Genomic DNA, 20,445 nt, shown 5'->3' with positions numbered 1-20,445 from the left:
TATCGATGGCCGCCGACCATAGTTTCCGCCGCTTCTGGGGAGGAGCGGTTCGCAATTTTCCAAGGGAGGGGACCCATGCACATCCGCATGAATCAGTTTCTAATGGGCACCAGCATCGCGCTCGCACTCGGGGTTGCCGCACCGGCACTGACCGGGGCCGCAAGCGTCTGGTTTGAAGGCACTGCCGTTGCTGCCGACCTGCCCGTTTACAAGGACGCTACCGCCAGCGTTGAAGCCCGGGTCGAGGACCTGCTGGCCCGCATGACGCTGGAAGAGAAAATCGTCCAGATGACCACCGTCTGGGACGGCAAGGTCAAGTTTGTCGGCGCCAAGGGCGAGGTAGACCTTGCCAAGCTGAAGGCCACCCATCCGCTCGGCATCGGGCAATATGCCCGCCCGTCGGACGTGGCCGGTGCCGTGTCGCCGCGCGTTGCCAAACGCCTTGATGCCCGCGGCACCGTGGCGCTTGTCAACAAGCTGCAGAAATATATGGTCGAGGAAACCCGGCTCGGCATCCCCATGCTGTTCCACGAAGAAGGCCTGCATGGCTATGCAGCCGTGGATGCCACCAGCTTCCCGCAGGCCATCGGCCTTGCGTCCTCATGGGACATTGATCTCATCCGCGAAGTGAACGAACTGACCGCGCTTGAAATGCGGGCGCGCGGCGCGCATCTCGCGCTGTCGCCGGTCGTTGATATCGCCCGCGACCCGCGCTGGGGCCGGTTCGAGGAAACCTTCGGGGAAGATCCCTATCTGGTCGGTGAAATGGGTGTGGCGGCGGTCGAGGGCCTGCAGGGCACCAACCGTGCCCGTACGCTGGCGCCCGGCAAGGTCTTCGCCACGCTGAAGCACCTCACCGGCCACGGCCAGCCCGAAAGCGGCACCAACATCGGCCCGGCGCCGGTGTCCGAGCGCGAACTGCGCGAAAACTTCTTCCCGCCGTTCGAGGAAGTCGTCACCCGCACCGGGATCGAGGCAGTGATGCCCTCCTACAATGAAATCGACGGCGTGCCGAGCCACGCCAACACCTGGCTGTTGCACGATGTGCTGCGCGTCGAATGGGGCTTCAAGGGCGCCATTGTCAGCGACTATGTGGCGATCGACCAGATGGCCAGCATCCACCATGTGGCACCCGATATTGAAAGTGCGGCTGTCCTCGCGCTCAAGGCCGGCGTCGATAGCGACCTGCCGGACGGCACAAGCTACGCAACGCTGCCGGAGGCCCTGAAGGACGGCAAGGTGACGATGGCGATGATCGACGATGCGGTGCGCCGCATGCTGTCGGTCAAGTTCCGCGCCGGGCTTTTTGAAAACCCCTATGCAAACGCTGATGAAGCCGAAGCTGTGGCCAATAATGCCGAGGGCGTGGCCCTTGCCCGCAAGGCAGCCGAGCGTTCGCTGATCCTGCTCAAAAACGATGGCACGCTGCCCCTGAAGCTTGGCAAATCGAAGCCGACGGTTGCCGTGATCGGGCCGAGCGCCGCCGTTGCCCGCCTTGGCGGCTATTACGGCGAGCCGCGCAATCCGGTGTCGCTCCTGGATGGCATGAAGGCGAGACTCGGCGATTCCGTGAGAGTCGTGTTTGCCGAGGGCGTGAAGATCACCGAGAATGACGACTGGTGGGCCGATGAAGTGAAACTCGCCGACCCGGCCGAGAACCGCAAGCGCATCGCCGAAGCCGTGAAGGTGGCGAAGGGCGCGGATCAGATCGTCCTCACCCTCGGCGATACCGAACAGACCAGCCGCGAAGCCTGGGCCGACAGTCACCTTGGCGACAGGGCAAGCCTTGATCTTGTGGGCGAGCAGCAGGAGCTTTTTGACGCGCTCAAGAAGCTTGGCAAGCCGATCACCGTGGTGCTGATCAACGGGCGCCCTGCTTCCACCGTAAAAATCGCCGAGGAAGCCAACGCCATCATCGAGGCCTGGTATCCGGGCGAACAGGGCGGCCCCGCGCTCGCCGCTGTGCTGATGGGCGATGTGAACCCCGGCGGCAAGCTGCCTGTCACCCTGCCCCGCAGCGTCGGCCAGTTGCCGATGTTCTATAACCACAAGCCGACGGCCCACCGGGGCTATCTGTTCGACACGGTCGATCCCCTCTATCCCTTCGGATATGGCCTCAGCTACACGACCTTCGATCTTTCCGAACCGCGTCTTTCGGCTGCCTCCATCGCCACGGATGGCAACGTGACCGTATCGGTGGATGTCACCAACACCGGCAAGGTAGCGGGCGACGAAGTTGTGCAGCTTTATATTCGCGACAAGGTCAGCTCCGTCACCCAGCCGGTGAAGGAACTGAAAGGCTTCAAGCGCGTCACCCTGAAGCCGGGCGAGAAGCAAACGGTGGAACTGACCCTGACGCCGAAATCATTCCGCCTGTGGAACGACAAGATGGAGCGGGTAGTAGAAGCCGGCGAGATCGACATCATGACCGGTGCAAACTCGGTTGACCTCAAAACCGTGACCCTGACGATCACGAACTGAGAGGCCTGACATGAACCTCACCCGCCGCCGCCTGCTCGCCTGGATGGGCTCCGCCTCCGCGCTTGCCGTGGCGGCGGGCGCCCTGCCCGCTTCGCTTGTCCACGCCGACCACGAACCGCGCTACCGCGATGCCACCGCCCCCGTCAAGGACCGGGTCGCCGATCTTCTGTCGCGCATGACGCTTGAAGAAAAGGTCGCCCAGATGGTGGCACTTTGGGCCACCAAGGCGGAGATCATGGACGGGCTCGATTTCAATCCGGGCAAGGCGGCGCGCGCCTATCCGCACGGGATCGGCCAGATCACCCGGCCTTCGGATCGGCGCGGCGGCCCAAATGTGGCGAATGCCGCAGGCGGCACGGCTGCGCGCTGGCGCGAGCCGAAGGACACGGTGAAATTCATCAATGCCGTGCAGGTGTGGGCCACCACCGAAACCCGGCTTGGTATTCCGGTGCTGTTCCATGAGGAATCGCTGCACGGTTACATGGCGCCGAATGCCACCATGTTCCCGCAGGCGATTGCGCTGGCCGGCAGTTTTGATACCGGCCTGATGGTACGCGTTTCCAGTGTGATCGCCCGCGAGGTGCGCGCGCACGGTGTGCCTTATGTCCTCTCCCCCGTTGTTGATATCGTGCGGGACCCGCGCTGGGGCCGCATCGAGGAAACCTTCGGGGAAGACCCGTATCTGGTAACAGAAATGGGTGTCGCCGCCGTGGAAGGCCTGCAAGGCAAGGGCAAGTTTGAGAAGCTTGCTGACGGCAAGGTCTATGCGACGCTGAAGCATATGACCGGCCACGGCCAGCCCCAAAGTGGCAACAATGTTGCCCCCGCCCAATTGTCGGAGCGCGAGCTTCGCGAAAACTTCTTCCCGCCCTTCAAGGCCATCGTGGAACGGACGTCGGTAGGCGCCGTCATGCCGTCCTATAACGAGATCGACGGGGTGCCGAGCCACGCCAATACCTGGCTCCTGAAAGATATACTGCGCGGCGAATGGGGCTTTGATGGCGTGATCGCCAGCGACTATATGGCGGTGCAGGAGCTTGATAGTCTGCATCATGTGGCGACCGACCTTGAAGACGCCGCCCGCAAGGCGTTGGCGGCCACCGTTGACTGCGAATTGCCGGACGGGCTTGGCTACCGCACGCTCACGGCACAGGTGAAGGCCGGCAAGGTTTCGGAAGCGGCAATCGACGCCGCCGCCAGCCGCATGCTCGCCCTTAAATTCCGTGCCGGGCTTTTTGAAAACCCGTTCGGCGATTTCGCCAAGGCCGATGCGATCACCGGCAACGCCGAGGCTCGCGCACTGGCGCTGGAGGCCGCGCGCAAATCGCTGTGCCTGCTGACGAACGACGGCACCCTGCCGCTTGACGACAGCAAGCTGAAAACCGTGGCGGTGATCGGCCCCAACGCGGCAATTGCCCGGCTTGGCGGCTATTCAAGCGAACCCCGGCAGACGGTCACGCTCCTTGATGCCATCCGCGACCGGCTTGAGGGCAAAGCGAAGGTCACCTTTGCCCAGGGCGTGCGGATCACCATGAGCGATGACCGATCGGATGATCCGGTAATCCTGCCCAAGCCCGAAGACAATCGCCGCCGCATCCGCGAGGCCGTGAAGGTGGCGCGGCAAGCCGATATCATCATCCTCGCGATTGGTGACACCGAACAGACAAGCCGCGAAGGCTATGCCAAGACCCACCTTGGCGACCGCACGAAGCTGGATCTGGTCGGCGAGCAGAACGAGCTGTTTGATGCGCTTCACGCGCTTGGCAAACCTGTGGTCGTCACTGCCATCAACGGACGCCCGCCTTCATGGCCGAACGTGGTGGATAAGGCGCATGCGATCCTCGAATGCTGGTATCCGGGACAGGAAGGCGGCACTGCGATGGCGGAAGCGCTGTTCGGTGATATCAACCCCGGCGCCAAGCTGCCGGTGACGGTCGTTCGGCATGAAGGCCAGATACCCTATTTCCACAATCTGAAACCCAGCGCGCGGCGTGCCTATCTCCTTGACGACAGCTCGCCCCTTTTCCCGTTCGGGCATGGCCTCAGCTATACAAGCTTCGAGATTGGCGCTCCTGTCCTTTCGGTGCCCCGCATTGCGGCTGACATCAGCGTGACCGTATCGGTGAAAGTGAAAAACACCGGCATACGGGCCGGGGATGAAGTGGTGCAACTGTATCTGCGCGACAGGGTGGCAAGCGTTACCCAACCACGGCAAAAACTGTGCGGCTTCAAGCGCGTCACCCTGCAGCCGGGTGAAGAACGACAGGTCACTTTCACCCTTGATCCCGCTGCCTTCGCCATCTGGAACCGCGAGATGCAGCATGTGGTGGAACCCGGCTTCTTTGACATTATGGCCGGCCCGAATTCGGTGGACCTGAAGTCCGCCGAGCTTGAGATCGTGTAAGGGCCACACCGATGACCGACATCACCCGCCGTCAAAGCCTTCAACTGCTACTGGGTGCCGCTGCCTGTGCCGCCGCATCGACCCATGCTTTTGGGGTGGCGGAACCCTCGCTCGATAGCCTCGCCCGCCGCACCGGCCGCCGTTTTGGCACCGCCGTGGGGCAAGGCCAGCCGGGCAGCAACGCCGGACCCTTTGCCGACCCCGGTTACCGCCGCATCATCGAGGCCGACTGCGGCATATTGGTCGCCGAAAACGAGATGAAATGGCAGTGGCTGCGCCCCACACCCGACACGTTCGATTTCTCGGGCTTCGACCGGCTTGTCGACTATGCCAAGGCCCACAGCATGGCGGTGCGCGGTCATACGCTCCTTTGGCACAAGTCCAAATGGATGCCCGACTGGGAAGCGACCCATGATTTCGGCGCCAATCCGGTGCAGGCCGCGGAAGCGATGCTGACAAATCATATCACCACCATTTGCAAGCGCTACGGTGACGCCATCGTCAGCTATGACGTGGTCAATGAAGCCGTGCATGATGCCGATGGCGTGCTGGAAGAAACCGCCCTTTCAAAGGCGCTGGGCGGTGCCGAAGCGACCATCGATCTGGCCTTCCACATGGCCCGCGAACATGCCCCGCATGCCGAACTTGTCTATAACGATTATATGGGCTGGGAAGCCGGCAATGATGCGCACCGCACCGGCGTGCTGAAGCTTCTTGAAGGCTTGCGCAAACGGAATGTCCCGGTCGATACGCTCGGCCTGCAATCGCACCTGATCGTCAATTCGCTTGACCCCGAAACGGGCATCGGCAGGCGCGAGGAAGAGGCATGGCAGGCTTTCGTGGATGAAGCCGTCGGCATGGGCTACCGCCTCGTCATCACTGAGTTCGATGTGCAGGACAAAGCCCTGCCCACGGATATCGCCGCCCGCGACGCCGGGGTTTCGGCCTATGCCCGCGCCTATCTCGACATGATGCTCAATTACAAGGAAATGGGCGATGTCCTCGCCTGGGGCCTCAGCGACCGCTATTCGTGGCTGCAGGGCTTCAGCCCGCGAGACGACGGCACACCGGTGCGCGGCTGCCCCTACGGCCATGATTTCAAGGCCAAGCCCTTGCATGAAGCCATCGCTGCCAGCCTGAGGGCCGCAACCCCGCGCAGCTGACCAGAACCCCTGACCCGGCATTCCCGGCCGGATCATCGGCGGCCCCGCATCCGTGGGGCCGCCGCTTTTTTGCGACAAAGAGAAAAGCGCCGTCGGCAGTACCGGCGGCGCCTTTTCTGAGGGAAGTGCACTACTCGAAACAGGGAAGTGCCTCGGGCGCGGGGGGCGCAATTGCCGCCCGCAAATCTCAGGGTGTCACAGCAATCTCGAACGGGCTGACCGGCATGCCGTTAGCTTCATAAAGGTTGGCGACAGGCGCCCCGCCCCAGGCGTAGCGAACGCGCCGGACGACCAGCCCCGCAGGCACATCGATCAGCACGCGGGTACCATCCCGCTTTGCGGGTGCAAAAGCGCAGCTGTTTTTCGCCTCGCCGCAGACTTCGAAACCGAAGGGGGCGCCTGCGCTCATCGCTGTCAGCGCGCCGCCTTCCGTGCCAAACTCCACCGTTATCCCGTCCCCGTCCCGCCGCGCGGACAGGGGCGAACGGCCATCAAGGCGGATATCCGTGTCATCACCGTAAGCAAGCCGCCGCGCAATAAGGGCGGTGCGCCGGGCGACTTCCTGCTTGCTCGGCGGGTGAAGCTCGAACCTGTCGCCTGCGTCGATGGTGACAGCGAGGCCGACTGCCGGGTCCGCCTGCGCCACGCGGCGTTCGGCATCACGCACCCCGGCCCAGCCATTTTCCATCGGCGTGGCATTCAGGTTGCCGAAAGCCGGAAGCTGGATGACGATGAACGGCAGGTCGGCACCAAACTGACCGCGCCAATCGGCGATCATGGCATGCAGCAGCCGCTCATAGCTGGCGGCTTTTGTGATGTTTGATTCCCCCTGATACCAGAGCACGCCCTTCAACGGCAGAGGGCCGAGCGGGGCGATCATGGCGTTATGGAGCCCGGTCAGGCCATTGATCGAATACCAGGGCGCCGGGGCCGGCATGTCTGCGATCTGCCGTTCGATCCTGTAACGCCAGCCCGTGACGGGGACCTGCGCGCCATCCGGCAGCGTCAGTGCGATGGCCTCCGCCGGGCCGGTCAAGCCGCCTGCCGCCCAGCTATTATAGACATTGACGACGATCCGGTTGCGCCCTTCGCGCAGGAGCCCTGCTTTCACCCTGTAAGTGCGCGGCGTGCCCCAGCCGAAGCTGTTGCCGACAGCCACGCCGTTCACCCATGCGATGTCGGTTTCGTCGATCCCGCCAAGCGACAGCCGCGCGGCCCCCTTCGCCTGATCGGCGGTGAGGGTGACATCGGCGGCGTACCAGACCGCGCCGGTGAAGCCCTTTAGCGCCGGATCGCCATACAGGTTCCAGTCCCCGAAAGCTGCCGGCACCGGCACCCAGTCACCCGCGCCGTCCTTCACCCACGGTCCCGGCGTTCCGGCCGGCACTTGCGCCGTCCAGCGCCGTTCCCAGCCCTTGCCGTACGCTTCCGTCGCGGCGACCGGGTCTTTCGCATAATCCTTCAGAAGCGTCAGCCCTTCTGCCTGCCCTTCCACATCCTTCAGGCCGGCGGCACTGATCCAGGCTTCGATCTGCGATCCGCCCCACGACGAATGAACAAGGCCGACCGGCACATCATGCGCGGCCTGCAAGTCGCGCGCGGTGAAATAGCAAACGGCAGAAAAACTACGCACGGTTTCGGCGCTCGCCACCTGCCAGCCCGACGCACCGGGAAGCCCATCCTGCGGCACGATATGGCTCGCCAGCGCCACGGTGAAAAGCCGAAGGTCAGGTCGCTGCTCGGCCTCGATATAGCGTTCGGGGTTCAGTGCGCGTTCGACCGGCCAGTTCATGTTGGACTGGCCGGAACACAGCCACACATCACCGATCAGGAGGTCCGAAAGCGTTTCACTGCGCCCCTCTGCCTTCACGGTCACGGTGACGGGTTCAGCGTTCGCAGGGCGTGACGGGAAGGTCGCAGACCAGCGTCCGGCCTTGTCGGCTGTCACCTTCCGGCCATCACCCGCGAAAGCCACATCAAGCCGCGTGCCCGGTTCTGCCTTGCCTGAAAGCGTAATCGGGTGCTCGCGCTGCAGCACCATATGGCTTGTGAAAATATCGTCGAAAAGGCGGTCCGCCGCCAATGCGGGCGCGGCAAACATCATGGCAGCAGCAAACGCCGCGGCGATCGTTTTCAGCTTCATCAGGCCCCCTCCGGACTGGTTCCAACAGCCTAGCGCCGAAAAATGTTAGCGCAACCATTTTGTGGTTTCGCCGCTTTCCTGCCACATCGCTGCAGCATTGCTTGTCTCAATTCATTGCACCTTTTAGGCTTGGCCTATCTGTTTGCCTTCAATCAGGATTTGCGCGTGTCACGTCTGAAAAGCTGGATCGCTGCCCTCATCCTGTGGCCGCTCACCGCTGCGGCCGCCGAGGCAGCGCCGTGCGACGACGGCTTGAAGCTCGATTTCAACCTTCAGGTCCGGGGTGCCGCCCGGCAGGAAGTGCGCGAGCTTCTCACCAGCGTTTCCCGCCTGCAGGAAGAGGAAGGCGAATGCTTCCGCTCGCTCGCGCGGATTGAAGCTCTGATGAAAGACGACCGCGCGATGTTCGAACGCATCCTCCGCGCCGAGGGCTTCTATGGCGCGCTCGTGGACGAAAGCACCCGCCGCACGCCCGAAGCGGTCGTCATTCGCCTTGTTGTTGTCACCGGCACCGTTTACCCGGTCGCCAGCCTGACCTTCGATACAGATGCCGCGCTCGAACCATTGGCGCGCGAGAAGGCGGCGCCAATTCTGGCCATCGGGGCGCCCGCTGAATCCATCGCCATCGTTGCAGCCGAAAACGCCGCACTGAATGCCTTGATGGAGGCAGGTCACCCGCTTGCCACAGCGGATGAACGCAAAGTGGTGGTGGATCACGCCGCCCGCAGCGTGGCCGTCACCTACCCTTTGAAGGCAGGCCCGGAACTGCGTTTCGGCAACGTCCGCTTTGAGGGGCTGGATCGTAGCAAGACCGGCTATCTGGAACGGCTGCACCCCTGGAAGGCCGGCGATATCGCCAGACCCTCCGCGCTCGGCGAATATCAGAAACGCCTGCAGGCGACCGGGCTCTTTCGCCTTGTCCTGTTGAACTGGGCGCCGGAGCCGAATGCCGATAGTACCATCGATGTGGTGGTGACAACCGAGGAAGCCCCGCCCCGGCGGATCGAACTTGGCGCCGGCTATTCGACAGGCGAAGGGGCAGAGCTGGAAGCCAGCTGGACCCACCGCAACATCGGCGGCACCGGCAACATGCTGAAGCTGACCCTGACCGCCGGGGAGAGCGAACAGACGCTGGCAAGCGAATGGCGCAAGCCGCATTTCCGGCGCTACGGCCAAACGCTGGTGGCGCGCGGAAAAATCGGTCGCGAGGACCTTCCGGCCTATACCTCCAACCTCGGCGAAGCCTATCTCGGGATCGAGCGCCGGCTGAACAGCCACCTGATCGCCACCGCAGGCGCGCAGGTGAAGGCATCTGACATCCGCGAGGACGGCTCGGGCGATACGTTCGTCTTCGCCGGCCTGCCGCTCGGCCTTGCCTTTGACACAACCGATGCACTATTGGACCCCACCCGCGGCGTGCGCGTGAACCTGCGCCTGCAGCCCGGCATTTCGGTGATCGACGATAATTATCTGTTCCTGATCAACGAGATAAAGGCATCCACCTATTGGAAGCCCTCACCCGAAAGCCCGCTGACGCTGGCCGGGCGTATCCGCCTTGGCACCATCGCCGGGCCGTCGCAGGACCAGATACCCGAAAGCGAACGTTTCTTCGCCGGCGGCGGCGGGTCCGTCCGGGGCTTCTCCTATCAGGGGCTGGGCCCGAAAGACGCCGACGGTGATCCGGTCGGCGGGCGCTCCGTATTTGAGATGGCGTTCGAGGCGCGGGCCAAGTTCAGCGAGACGATGGGGGTCGTCGCCTTCATTGATGGGGGCGCCATCTATGCCGACCGCTGGCCGCAGTTCAATGAATTGCGCTTCGGCACGGGGCTTGGCTTCCGCTATTACACCGCCTTCGCGCCCATCCGGATCGATATCGCGACCCCGCTTGACCGCCGCGAAGGCGAAAGCGCCATCACCCTTTATATTGGCATAGGACAAAGCTTTTGAGCGCGGCTGAAACAATGAAGGCACCAAGCCGCCTGCCCCGCCTGATGCGGCGGCTGACGCTCGCGCTCGGCATTCTTCTGTTGCTGGCCGCGGGTGGCGTTACCGGCGGCTATATATGGCTGCGCACACCGCCGGGGCTTGACTGGCTTGCCCGCACGCTTTCCAGTCGTTTCGACAGCGAAACGCTCGATATCGAAATCGCCAGCCTGCAAGGCGATCCTTTCACCAACCTGACAGCGCAAGGCTTGACGATCGCAGACGCAAACGGCATCTGGCTTGACGCGCCGGAGTTGCGCCTTGACTGGTCGCCTGTCGCCCTCCTGACCGACAACCGGCTGGAGATCGCTGCGCTGGACGGCGCCCCAATGACGCTGAACCGTATGCCGAAGGGCGGCGAGAAGGCGCCGGGCGGGCCACTACTGCCTGCCTTGCCCTTCGGCCTGCAAGTCGGGCAGGTCGATCTGGACGTCCGCTTCGAGGAAAACACCTACAGTCTTCAGGCCGCGGGGCTCCAGCTGGACCCTGAAACACTCGCCGGCCGCCTGACGCTCGCCGCGGATGGTACGGGCGACCGGATCAGTCTCGCGATAAGCGAAGCTGAAGCCGGGGCTATCACCATCGACGGCGGTATCAGGGCAGAGCCCGATGGTCTTGTTGCCGAGCTTGGCGGGATAATGCTCGAACGCGCCCATGACCTGACGCTTGCCGCAAAGATCGACGGGTTCAACAAGGGGGCCGGCACGCTCGCGCTGTCGCTGCACGGTGACGATGTCGCGCTGGCCGTGAATGGCCCCTTCAACCTTGCAGGAAAGCCGCTTCTTGATGCCGCCGATATCCGCGTGATGCTGCCTGCGGTGGCCCGCGAGGATATCCGTGTTTCCAGCCCACTCCTCACCGGCAAGCTGACCCTCACCCGCACGAGGCTCGATCTCGCCTGGCAGTTCGCGGCGGATGCTTTGGTGGCGAAAAGCCTTGCGCTGGAAAAGCCCGCACTGGAAGGCACCCTTGGGCTTGAGAACGGCCTGATGGAAGGCGCCATCAGGGCGCAGGATCAGCGGGCCCGCCTGATGGACCGATCCTTGACGCTCGACCGACTTGATGCCGTGTGGCGCGCTGATCTCGATGACAAGACTTGGTCTTTCTCGGTTTCCGATCTCGCCTCCAACTGGCTGACAGCGAAGGGGCTGATGGCCCGCGGCCAAGGTGCGGACGTGGCTGTTGCAAACGGCACCGTCACCCTGCTGCCCGCGTTCCTTGCCGAATTTGGCGGCGGACAGATCACAGGCGGACGCCTCGATGTCGCGCTTTCAGCCGAACCGGCGGGCAGTGGCTTTGCCTTTACCGTGAACGGCACAGGGGACGGGCTGAAGCTCGCCAACCCCCGCCTCGCGGCGCTTATCGGTGACGCCCCGAGGCTGGAACTGAAGGCCGCGTTCGAGGATGGCCGGATCGACTTCACGGACGCTCTGCTGACCGCGCCGCTTATCGCCGCCAAGGCTGCAGGGGCTTATGATACGACCGGGCAACGGATCAATCTCGCCGCAACGGTCGAGCTGAAAGATATGGTGCCACTTACCGGCGATGCGGTGGAACTGCCTGACGGACTGACCGTCACCCTTTCCGCCGACGGGCCAGTGGATGCGCTGGACCTGCAAGTCAGCTCCTCCCTCGCCCGGGTGGAAGGCTATGGCATCACGCTCAGCGATGTGCAGGCGAATGCAACGCTGAACGGTGGTGCGAAGGGCAATTTCACACTGACAGCCCAGTCGCGGCTTGGGCCTGTGGGCGTCACCTCGCCTTTCGATCTGGAAGGCGGCATTTCGCTGCCCGATATCCGGCTGAAAACGCCACTTCTTATCGGCAAGGGCAGCCTCAGCCAGCCGGAGGGTGGCGAAATGGCCGCAAGCATGCAGTTCAATCTGGCCAAGAGTTCCGAAACCGTGCGCGGTAGCGGGCATATTGATGCCACCTATGCAAACGGCAAGGTGACAGCGACGCTGGCGGCAGAAAAGCTGCGCATCCTTGTGCCCGGCCGCTTCCCCATTCGGCTGCGGACAGCGGAAGGGTCGTTCGACCTTGACCTGACCGGCGCCGCCTATGCTGGCACACTGAAAGCCGAAGGGTTTGTTCAGGGCGCCCAGCGGATCAACCGCATTGATCTCAGCGCAGATTCGACGGCAGCCACACCCATCCAGCTGGCAGCTGCCGGCAACTGGGTGCGGGAATTTTCAGCGACGCTCGGCCTCAACCCAGCAGGCGAGACCATCACGGCAAACCTCAAGGCACGCTACGGCGAGATGACGGCAGAGACACCATCCCCGCTCGTCCTCACGCGCGGCGAAAACTGGACGCTTGATATCCCCGACCTGATGCTGGCGGGCGGCACGGTGAGGGGTCAGGTGATGGGCCATAGCGGCAACCTGCCCGCCATCCGCCTGTCAGCAAACGGGCTGGACCTGACCGCGCTCAATCTTCTCGCCCCCGGGCTTGTGGCGGGCGGCACGCTTTCGGCTGAAATCGACACGCAGCCCTCAGCCGAGGATTTCACCGGCACGCTGAAGCTGACGCTTGCCAAGGTCAGCCTGCTGAGCGGCGACCTTGTTGGGCCCGATGCCTATGACATGCAGCTGGAAGGAACCGCCACCGAAGGCACGCTCAACGTCGCCGGACGCATCCTGCAGGGCGCAGCCGAGCAGGGCCGGATCACCGCCCGGCTGCCCTATCAGGTTGATGGTGCGGTCGTCAGGCTTGATGGCAACGCGCCCGTTGCCGCCCGGCTGGACTGGAAGGGTGATATCACGCCGCTCTGGGCGCTTGCCCGGCGGCCCGATCATTATCTGGGGGGTGACTTCAAGGGCACCCTGACGCTCGCCGGCACAGCAAACGACCCGCGCTTCGATGGCCGCATCAGCCTGACAAACGGGCGCTATGAGTATGAACGCCTCGGCCTCAAGGCCGATATCACGGCGCTTGAACTGACCGGCACGCAGGACAGGGTAGAACTGACCCGGCTTGAAGCCACTGACGGCGAGAAAGGTAAGCTTTCAGGCGTTGGGGCCTTCACGCTGACACCCGACTTCGATTTCCCGGGATCGCTGAAACTGAGCCTTGCAGATTTCCACGTGGCGCAGCTCGAAACCCTCGACGCGAAAGCAAGCGCCGATCTTTCCTATGTTCGCGAGAACCGCAAGGCGAGCCTCACCGGCACCATCAAGACCGGGCCCGTGCGGGTTCGCATGCCGCGCGAACTGCCGCCTTCTGTGGTGGAAATCGAGGTAACCGAGGTCAACGGGATTGCCGAAGACAGCGAAGCAGCCGCCACAGCCCCGATGCAGGCAGCCCCCACCAGTTTCGATCTCAAGGTCGATATCGCCGACCGCTTCCAGTTCAGCGGCCGCGGGCTTGAAAGCGAATGGACGGGTAACCTGCAGGTCAAGGGCACGTCAGCCGATCCCCGCATCACCGGCCAGATGCGGTTGAAGAACGGCACCTTCACCTTCGCTTCAAAGCGTTTCACGCTGGCAGACGGGCGCATCACCTTCAGCGGCCGCAAGGGCATCGACCCCGATCTTTCCATGCGCGCCACACTGCCGGCACCGGGCATCACCGCCAACATGCAGATCAGCGGGCGCCCCTCGGCGCCAAGCTTTGTGCTGAGCTCCACCCCGGCACTGCCCGAAGATGAAATTCTCGCCCGCATCCTGTTCGGCCGGTCGGTCAGTGAAATGTCGGCGCTGCAGTTCGCCGAACTCGCGGTCGCCGCAGAGGGACTGCGCAGTGGTCGCTCCAGCAGCCTGACAGGCGGGATCGGACGCCGGCTGGGTCTTGATAATCTGGCGGTGATCAGCGGCGGGGAAAACGGCGATGAAACGCTGATCACCGGCGGCAAATATCTGACCGACAATATTTACCTTGAGGTCGAAACCGCACCAACCCGCAACGAGACGACGACCCGGCTGAAGATCAACCTCACCGACCGGCTGCTTCTGGAAAGCGAAGCGGGTGCTGCCCCCGGCAACCGTCTGCGGCTGAAATGGTTCTGGGAATATTAGTCGCGCACGTCGGATAGCGGCAATGTGACGACCACGGCAAAGCCCCGGTCGGTATCCGCAAATTCAAGCTGACCGCCATGGGCTTCTGCCGTCACTTTCACGAGTGTCAGCCCAAGGCCCAGCCCTTGCGACGGGGTATCTTCGACCCGGTAGAAGCGCTCGGTGACCCGCTGGCGGTGCTCCGGCGGGATGCCTGCCCCCTCGTTTTCAACGATGAACCGCGCGACGCCTTCCCCTGAAGTCAGATCGATCGCGATCACGCTGCCCTGCCGCGCAAACTTGATGGCGTTATCAAGCAGGTTGGACATCATCTGGAACAGAAGGTTGGCATCCCCCCGCACAATCATCTGGCCCGGCAATGCGACAGCCAGATGCAAGGCATGGCCTTCGGCTTCAGGCTGATACAGATCGACCGCGTCGTTAACGAGATGGACGAGATCGACCTCTTCCCGTTCAATCGAATGCCGCCCCGTTTCGATCCGGGCGATCCGCAGGAGGGATTCAAACACCGATTTCAGCCGGTCGGTCTCGGCAATGGCCGTGTCGACCATACCGGCAACCGGCTGGCCCTTGTCTGCCGCCGCCGCGAGATCTTCCAGATCGGCATGCAAGCGCGACAGCGGCAGGCGAAGCTCGTGCGCGACGCTATCCGACACCCGGCTGATCGCCTCCATCGAGGTTTCGATCCGCGACAGCATCATGTTCAGGGTTTCGGCCAGCCGGTCGAAATCGTCCTTCGCACCAGTCATCTCGACCCGGCCGCTGAGGTCTCCCTCGATCACTTTGCGGGCCGCATCGCTGATCGATTCAATCCGCTTGCCCACCGCCATGCTCATGAAGATGCCGCCAACCCCGCCAAGAACGATGGCCAGCACCCCGCTCCAGACAAGACCTTCGATCAATGTTTCGCGGCGTTCGGCAATGTCCTCGATATCGCGGCCAACGATCAGGCGGGCGCCATCGGCAAAAACGCGGTCCAGCGACAGCGCCTGAAAATCGATCTCATCACCACCGAAATAGCGATCAGCTTCGATCTCGACCGGCCCCAGTTGCGGCGGGTTCGGCCAGCTTGGCAGGTTGCCCGTGCGCCGGTTGCCGTCCTTGTCGAGAAACACATGAAACGCCTTGCGGTCGGACGGAAAATCCACCCGCTTCACAAGGGCATTGATCAGGATATCCTCGCCGCCGACCACATAGGCGTAGGCAAGATCATCCATCTCGCCGCTCACCCGTTGGAGCACATCATCATAGGGCCGCATCACCATGCTCCAGTAACTGAGCGCGATGAGAATGCCGAAGGATACCATGAACATGGCGACATAAATGACTGCCAGGCGGAAAGTGAAGCTGAACCGCAGGTAGGTCAGGAAATTCGGTTGGGACGTGCGCATGTCAGACCGGCGGACGGATCATATAGCCCGTGCCCCGCACGGTATGGATTAGCTGTTCGGCAAAGCCCTTGTCCACTTTCTGGCGCAGGCGGCTGACATGCTGGTCGATGATGTTTGTCTGGGGGTCGAAATGATAGTCCCACACTTTTTCGAGAAGCATCGAGCGCGTGACCACCCGGCCCATGTTGCGGGCCAAATATTCAAGGATGCGGAATTCGCGGGTTGTCAGGTCGATCCGCTTGCCGTCGCGCACCACTTCATGGGCCAGCAGGTCGATGCTGAGATCCATGACGGTGAGGGTGGTTTTCTCAACCGTGACCGGCCCCCGGCGTGCCAGCACCTCGACACGCGCCAGAAGCTCGGAAAAGGAGAAGGGCTTGGCGAGATAATCGTCGGCCCCGGCGCGCAGGCCCTTCACCCGGTCGTCGACCTCGCCAAGGGCACTGAGGAGCAATACAGGCGTATTGTCTTCGGCGGCCCGCATGGTTTTCAGGATGGTCAGGCCGTCCACATTCGGCAGCATGCGATCAAGGATGATGACATCATAGCTTTCGGCAGCGGTCATATAGAGCGCCTTCTTGCCGTCAGCGACCCGCTCGATCATATGGCCGGCTTCACGCAGGCCTTTCACCACATGGTCGGCCACGCGGTTGTCGTCTTCCACCAGCAGTATCTGCACCGATTTCCTCTATAGAAACTTGAACCCTGGCGGCCTGTCAGCGGCGCGGCGACTGTTCTCCCGACAAGGCATCCAGCACAAGTTCCGCCGTGCCCGCGCCTGTCGTGACATCGATCTCATATTGGGCGCGATTGTCTTCCAAGTCAAAACGCACATGCTGCACCTTGCCGCGAACCTCGGCTTCGAGCGCGCGGAGGCGCGGACCCGCGGGTGGCATGGTCGCCGCCGCCTTCAGGCGACCACCATCGAAAAGGTCGGCCCAGAGATTTGACGAGAAGGGCTTGTCGGCCTTCACAAGCTCGCCGTCTTTCGCATCGATCCAGACACGGAAATATTCCCCGGCCTTGGCGAGATCGATCTGATAGGTCAGCTTGTCATCGCGCGTATTGAGATCAGCACGCAACAGATTGGCATTCAGTGCCGCCTCGGCGATTTCCACCGCGCGCGTCACGCCGATCAGCACGGGTGTTTCCGTGTCTGTCTTCTGTACCATCTGCGAGGCAACGGACGCCCCGATGGCGACAGTGACAACAAGCGCAGCAGCAAGCCGGTAGAGCGGCGAAAGCAAGTCTGTTTCCTCCTTGGATGACGCACACCAATGAATCAGGGTCAGTGCACCCTATCCGCGACCCCGTATCAGCAAGATTTGGCGAACATTTGGTTTTCGTCATGGACGGCGTTTGTCTTTGCCACCAGCCAGTTTCGGGTGCTTGAAAGACGCAGCAGCCAGTTGTTCAGAGACCAGAAAGAGCCATGCGCCCCGACAGTGACGACCGCCCGGCCCGGATCGGGTTTCTTTATAACCACGAGCAGATCCACCAGATCCCGCACAGTGCCCCGATCCTTGCGGAACTGGCTGCGCTGCCGGGCGATTTCGAAATCCACGCCTTCCTGACCGATACCTCGCAGCGCGACAAGCTCGCTCGGTTTCTGCCCGCCAGTGCGTTGAAGGATATCCACGTGCATCTGCTGCCGCCATCGAGGGTCGGCGCGCTCATTGAGGCCTTCACCGGTGGTGCACTGCCCCTGCGCCGCATCGGCAATCTGGTGCGCCACCGCAAAAACCTTGCCGCCATGGACATCCTGGTGGTGCCTGAAACCACAAGCATCTTCCTGAAGACCCGGCTTGGCGTGAAGACGACCAAGCTCGTCTATTCGCAGCACGGCGCCGGCGACCGCGCCGTCGGCTTCAAGAAAATCATCCGCGACTTCGACCATGTGCTGGTGTGCGGCGAGCGCGTGCAGGCCCGCATGCTGGCAGAGGGCATCATCCGCGAGGGCGAACACAGCATTGTCGGCTATCCGAAGTTCGATGCCGTGAAGGCTGCTGATGAAAAGCGGCTCTTCAACAACCGCAACCTGACGGTTCTCTATAATCCGCATTTCCATCCATTCCTGTCGTCCTGGTACAGCCACGGGCGGGCGATCCTTGATCATTTCGCGGCACGGCCACATCTGAACCTGATCGTTGCACCGCATGTGATGCTGTATGAGCGCCGCCTGCATGTATCGACCGGGCCGCTGACCGTGCGCGCCACGCCGGAAATTCCGGATAGTTACAAGCAATATCCGAATATCCTGATCGACGAAGGCAGCTTCGCGAGTGTGGACATGACCTACACAAGGGCCGCCGACGTCTATCTCGGCGATGCCTCAAGTCAGGTCTATGAGTTCATTGAACGTCCCCGCCCCTGCATTTTCCTGAATAGCCACGGCGCCTGCTGGCGCGACGATCCGAACTATGCCCACTGGCATCTGGGCGAGGTGATCGACCAGATCGACAAGCTTGATGCGCTCCTCGGCGACCTTTCCTGGCACGAAATGCGCCGCCGCGCAGGGCAGGAAGAGGCCTTCAGGTCCACCTTCGGCGCAGACCCCTATGGCGGTGCGGCACGTGCCGCCGAAGCAATTGCTTCCCTTGCGGCCCGCACTTTCATAAAAGTGTAAAAAGATTTGAAAAAGCAAATGTCGGCACAATTAAGCCGCCATGCCCTACTGACAGAGTTTAACCCGTACCAAACCAGAGACGATTTTCAGGAGACGAGTATGCATGATGGACTGGCGCCCGAGTATGGCCAAGTCAACCGGACAGGGATGGCAACAGCCACCGTCCATGACCTGCGCCCGGCCACCGTCGCCAATCCTGTTGCAGCCATCCTTCTGGCCGGCAGTCGCCGCGAGGGCGACCCTCTGAAGTTTGGCGGACAAGGCAAGGCCATGCTGCAGATCGACGGTCAGGCGATGCTCGCCCATGTTATCAGCACGCTCGCCCGTACCGCCTATATCGACCGCTTCCTGATCGTTTCAGATGAAGACCTGACTGGCGACGCCACCTTGCGCCGCGCCGCCCGCGGCCTGCCGATGGAACATGTACCGGCGGGCGCCACCATTTGCCGCAGCGTTCTCGCTGCCCGCAAGCTGGTGCCAGCGGGGCAAGCCGCCCTCCTGACCACGGCAGATAACCCGCTTCTGACCCCCGCTGCCGCCACCGATTTCCTGAGTGCCGCCCAGCGCAACGAAGGCCTGACGGTTGGCATGGTGCCGCGGCAGGTGATTCAGGCGCGCTATCCGGAAAGCCGCCGCACCTATTACAAATTCCGCGACGTGGATACCACCGGCGCCAATCTCTATTTCCTGAATGGCGACACGGTCGACAATATGCTGACCTTCTGGGAACAGGTGGAACAGCATCGCAAGAAGCCGCTGAAGGTCATCAAATCCTTTGGCTGGCTCAATGTCATCGGCATGGTGATGCGCCGCTTCACCATCACGGACGCCTTCACCCGCGCCGGACGCGTAGTCGGCTGCGCAGTGCGCCCGCATCTGCTGAAAGAAGCAGAAGCTGCGATGGACGTGGATACCCAGAAGGATTTCGACGCTGCCGAGCGCATCCTGAAACTTCGTAAAACCCGCGCTGAGATCGATGCAAGCACCTTGGCCGCTGGTCCTGACCGCCACTATGCGGTCTTCGATCTGGACCGCACCCTGACACGCAGCGGCACCTTCACGCCGTTCCTGCTGTCCACCCGCACGGGCCTCTTCGCGAAAAGCACCCTGATGCTGCGTCTGCTGCGGCACATGATCCTCTATAAGGCCACGCGGATTGACCGCACGGCGCTGAAGAACCGTATGCTGGCTTCCGCCTTCCGCCACATGACACGCGAGGAAGTGGAGGCTGCGGCCGACCGCTTCGCCCGCCATATCCTTGACAGTCGCCTGCGCGGCGGCGGCCTGATCGCTGTGGCCATGCACAAGATGGACCGCGACGATCTGGTGCTCGCCACCGCCAGCATCGATCTTTATGCCGAACCCATCGCCCGCGCCCTTGGCTTCAAGCGTGTTGTCTGCACCCGCACGGCTTTCCCCGGCGGCGACACACCGCCTGTGGTGAACGGCGAAAATTGCTACGGCGACGAAAAGTCCCGCCTCCTGAAGGATACGCTTCTGGATGCCGGCGCCATGTTGCGGGAGCGGATCAAGGTCACTTTCTACAGCGACCACCACACCGACATGCCGCTTCTGGACTGGGCCGATACACCGGTCGTTGTCTCGCCGGACGCCAAGACACGCGGCATCGCGATCAGACGCGGCCACCGGATCGCTTACTGGTAATCTGGAGTAATCGGGATCGGATCAACGCCTCGCCGGCAACAGGCCGGGGCGGATCAACAGAGGGAGGGCTGCGGCCTTCCCTTTTCTCTTTCGGGCACCGGGGCCGCTAGGTTATTCGGTCGTTACATGCTCGCGCACGATGCGCCATTCGCCGTCTTTGCGCTTCCACACCACGGTGGCATGCTGGGTGACAGACCGGCCCGGCTCGTTGATAAACTCCTTCTTGTAGGAGAAGGAAGTGACGGCAAGATCACCGGCGGCGTCCACGGTCGGGTCGCCAATCAGGCTCGCCCGACATTCGCCGTAGGTGGCAATCGCATTTTGCCGGCGGGTCCAGTATTCCTCGAAATTGCGACAGACAAAGCGCTCGCCCTCGTACTCATGTACGACATCGAGTGCATCTGTGCCTTCCGCATAAAGCGCCTGCATCTTCTGGACGGAGACCGGCTGTTCCTCATCAGGATTGCGGCCTTTGATCCAGCAGTTCGTCAGACACCGGAGGACGGCATGGTCAAATTGTTTTCTATCACTCATCACGCTCACTCCCCTCAACCAACTCAGGTTTAGCAAAGT

General features: G+C 62.5%; 12 protein-coding genes. 7 read left to right on the top strand and 5 right to left on the bottom strand.

The window, feature by feature from the left end; genetic code table 11:
* Positions 1–75 precede the first annotated feature (75 nt).
* Genes PH603_RS05910 through PH603_RS05900 form a run of 3 tightly spaced genes read left to right on the top strand, consistent with a single transcriptional unit; the run spans position 76 to position 6,048 of the window.
* Positions 76–2,481 carry a glycoside hydrolase family 3 N-terminal domain-containing protein gene (locus PH603_RS05910; protein WP_289505084.1) on the top strand — a complete coding sequence of 802 codons (2,406 nt, stop codon included), beginning with the start codon at positions 76–78 and terminating at the stop codon, positions 2,479–2,481.
* Positions 2,482–2,491: 10 nt separating this feature from the next.
* Positions 2,492–4,885 carry a glycoside hydrolase family 3 N-terminal domain-containing protein gene (locus PH603_RS05905; RefSeq protein ID WP_289505082.1) on the top strand — a complete coding sequence of 798 codons (2,394 nt, stop codon included), beginning with the start codon at positions 2,492–2,494 and terminating at the stop codon, positions 4,883–4,885.
* Between the two features lie 11 nt (positions 4,886–4,896).
* Complete coding sequence (locus tag PH603_RS05900; protein WP_289505081.1) at positions 4,897–6,048, top strand: endo-1,4-beta-xylanase; 1,152 nt, start codon at positions 4,897–4,899, stop codon at positions 6,046–6,048.
* 187 nt (positions 6,049–6,235) lie between these two features.
* On the opposite strand, the gene PH603_RS05895 is transcribed toward PH603_RS05900, so the two are convergent.
* Entirely contained in the window at positions 6,236–8,191 is a 1,956-nt protein-coding gene (locus tag PH603_RS05895) for a sialate O-acetylesterase (protein WP_289505080.1), read from the bottom strand.
* 165 nt (positions 8,192–8,356) lie between these two features.
* On the opposite strand from PH603_RS05895, the gene PH603_RS05890 reads away from it, so the two are divergent.
* Together PH603_RS05890 and PH603_RS05885 are read left to right on the top strand one after the other, a co-directional pair.
* A complete protein-coding gene (locus PH603_RS05890) occupies positions 8,357–10,138 on the top strand; it encodes an autotransporter assembly complex protein TamA (protein ID WP_289505079.1) in 1,782 nt (593 codons plus the stop codon).
* Positions 10,135–14,190: a translocation/assembly module TamB domain-containing protein gene (locus PH603_RS05885; RefSeq protein WP_289505078.1), complete on the top strand. Its 4,056-nt coding sequence runs from the start codon at positions 10,135–10,137 to the stop codon at positions 14,188–14,190. Before PH603_RS05890 ends, PH603_RS05885 begins: the two co-directional genes overlap by 4 nt.
* On the opposite strand, the gene PH603_RS05880 is transcribed toward PH603_RS05885, so the two are convergent.
* The 3 genes from PH603_RS05880 to PH603_RS05870 are packed head-to-tail and all read right to left on the bottom strand — an operon-like array spanning position 14,187 to position 16,828.
* Positions 14,187–15,581 (bottom strand): sensor histidine kinase, encoded by a 1,395-nt coding sequence (locus PH603_RS05880; protein ID WP_289505077.1) that lies wholly within the window; start codon positions 15,579–15,581, stop codon positions 14,187–14,189. The two genes, PH603_RS05885 and PH603_RS05880, sit on opposite strands and share 4 nt — an antisense overlap.
* A gap of 1 nt (position 15,582) precedes the next feature.
* Positions 15,583–16,260, bottom strand: a complete 678-nt coding sequence (locus PH603_RS05875; RefSeq protein ID WP_289505076.1) for a winged helix-turn-helix domain-containing protein — start codon at positions 16,258–16,260, stop codon at positions 15,583–15,585.
* A gap of 37 nt (positions 16,261–16,297) precedes the next feature.
* Positions 16,298–16,828, bottom strand: a complete 531-nt coding sequence (locus tag PH603_RS05870) for a PepSY domain-containing protein (protein ID WP_289505075.1) — start codon at positions 16,826–16,828, stop codon at positions 16,298–16,300.
* A gap of 185 nt (positions 16,829–17,013) precedes the next feature.
* Between PH603_RS05870 and PH603_RS05865 the strand changes: the two genes are divergently transcribed.
* Entirely contained in the window at positions 17,014–18,207 is a 1,194-nt protein-coding gene (locus PH603_RS05865) for a hypothetical protein (protein ID WP_289505074.1), read from the top strand.
* 99 nt (positions 18,208–18,306) lie between these two features.
* Positions 18,307–19,872: an HAD-IB family hydrolase gene (locus PH603_RS05860; protein ID WP_289505073.1), complete on the top strand. Its 1,566-nt coding sequence runs from the start codon at positions 18,307–18,309 to the stop codon at positions 19,870–19,872.
* A 111-nt stretch (positions 19,873–19,983) separates the two neighbouring features.
* On the opposite strand, the gene PH603_RS05855 is transcribed toward PH603_RS05860, so the two are convergent.
* Positions 19,984–20,406: a Cif family virulence factor gene (locus PH603_RS05855; protein WP_289505071.1), complete on the bottom strand. Its 423-nt coding sequence runs from the start codon at positions 20,404–20,406 to the stop codon at positions 19,984–19,986.
* Positions 20,407–20,445 lie beyond the last annotated feature (39 nt).

Source organism: Gimibacter soli, assembly GCF_028463845.1.
In the GTDB taxonomy this organism is placed as follows: domain Bacteria; phylum Pseudomonadota; class Alphaproteobacteria; order Sphingomonadales; family Kordiimonadaceae; genus Gimibacter; species Gimibacter soli.
This window is presented reverse-complemented; position numbering and strand designations above follow the sequence as displayed.

Bases quoted from the DNA above. Each gene is read 5' to 3' on its own strand.
- PH603_RS05910 (WP_289505084.1), top strand. From the start codon at position 76: ATGCACATCCGCATGAATCAGTTTCTAATGGGCACCAGCATCGCGCTC.
- PH603_RS05905 (WP_289505082.1), top strand. From the start codon at position 2,492: ATGAACCTCACCCGCCGCCGCCTGCTCGCCTGGATGGGCTCCGCCTCC.
- PH603_RS05900 (WP_289505081.1), top strand. From the start codon at position 4,897: ATGACCGACATCACCCGCCGTCAAAGCCTTCAACTGCTACTGGGTGCC.
- PH603_RS05895 (WP_289505080.1), bottom strand. From the start codon at position 8,191: ATGAAGCTGAAAACGATCGCCGCGGCGTTTGCTGCTGCCATGATGTTT.
- PH603_RS05880 (WP_289505077.1), bottom strand. From the start codon at position 15,581: ATGCGCACGTCCCAACCGAATTTCCTGACCTACCTGCGGTTCAGCTTC.
- PH603_RS05865 (WP_289505074.1), top strand. From the start codon at position 17,014: ATGCGCCCCGACAGTGACGACCGCCCGGCCCGGATCGGGTTTCTTTAT.
- PH603_RS05860 (WP_289505073.1), top strand. From the start codon at position 18,307: ATGCATGATGGACTGGCGCCCGAGTATGGCCAAGTCAACCGGACAGGG.
- PH603_RS05855 (WP_289505071.1), bottom strand. From the start codon at position 20,406: ATGAGTGATAGAAAACAATTTGACCATGCCGTCCTCCGGTGTCTGACG.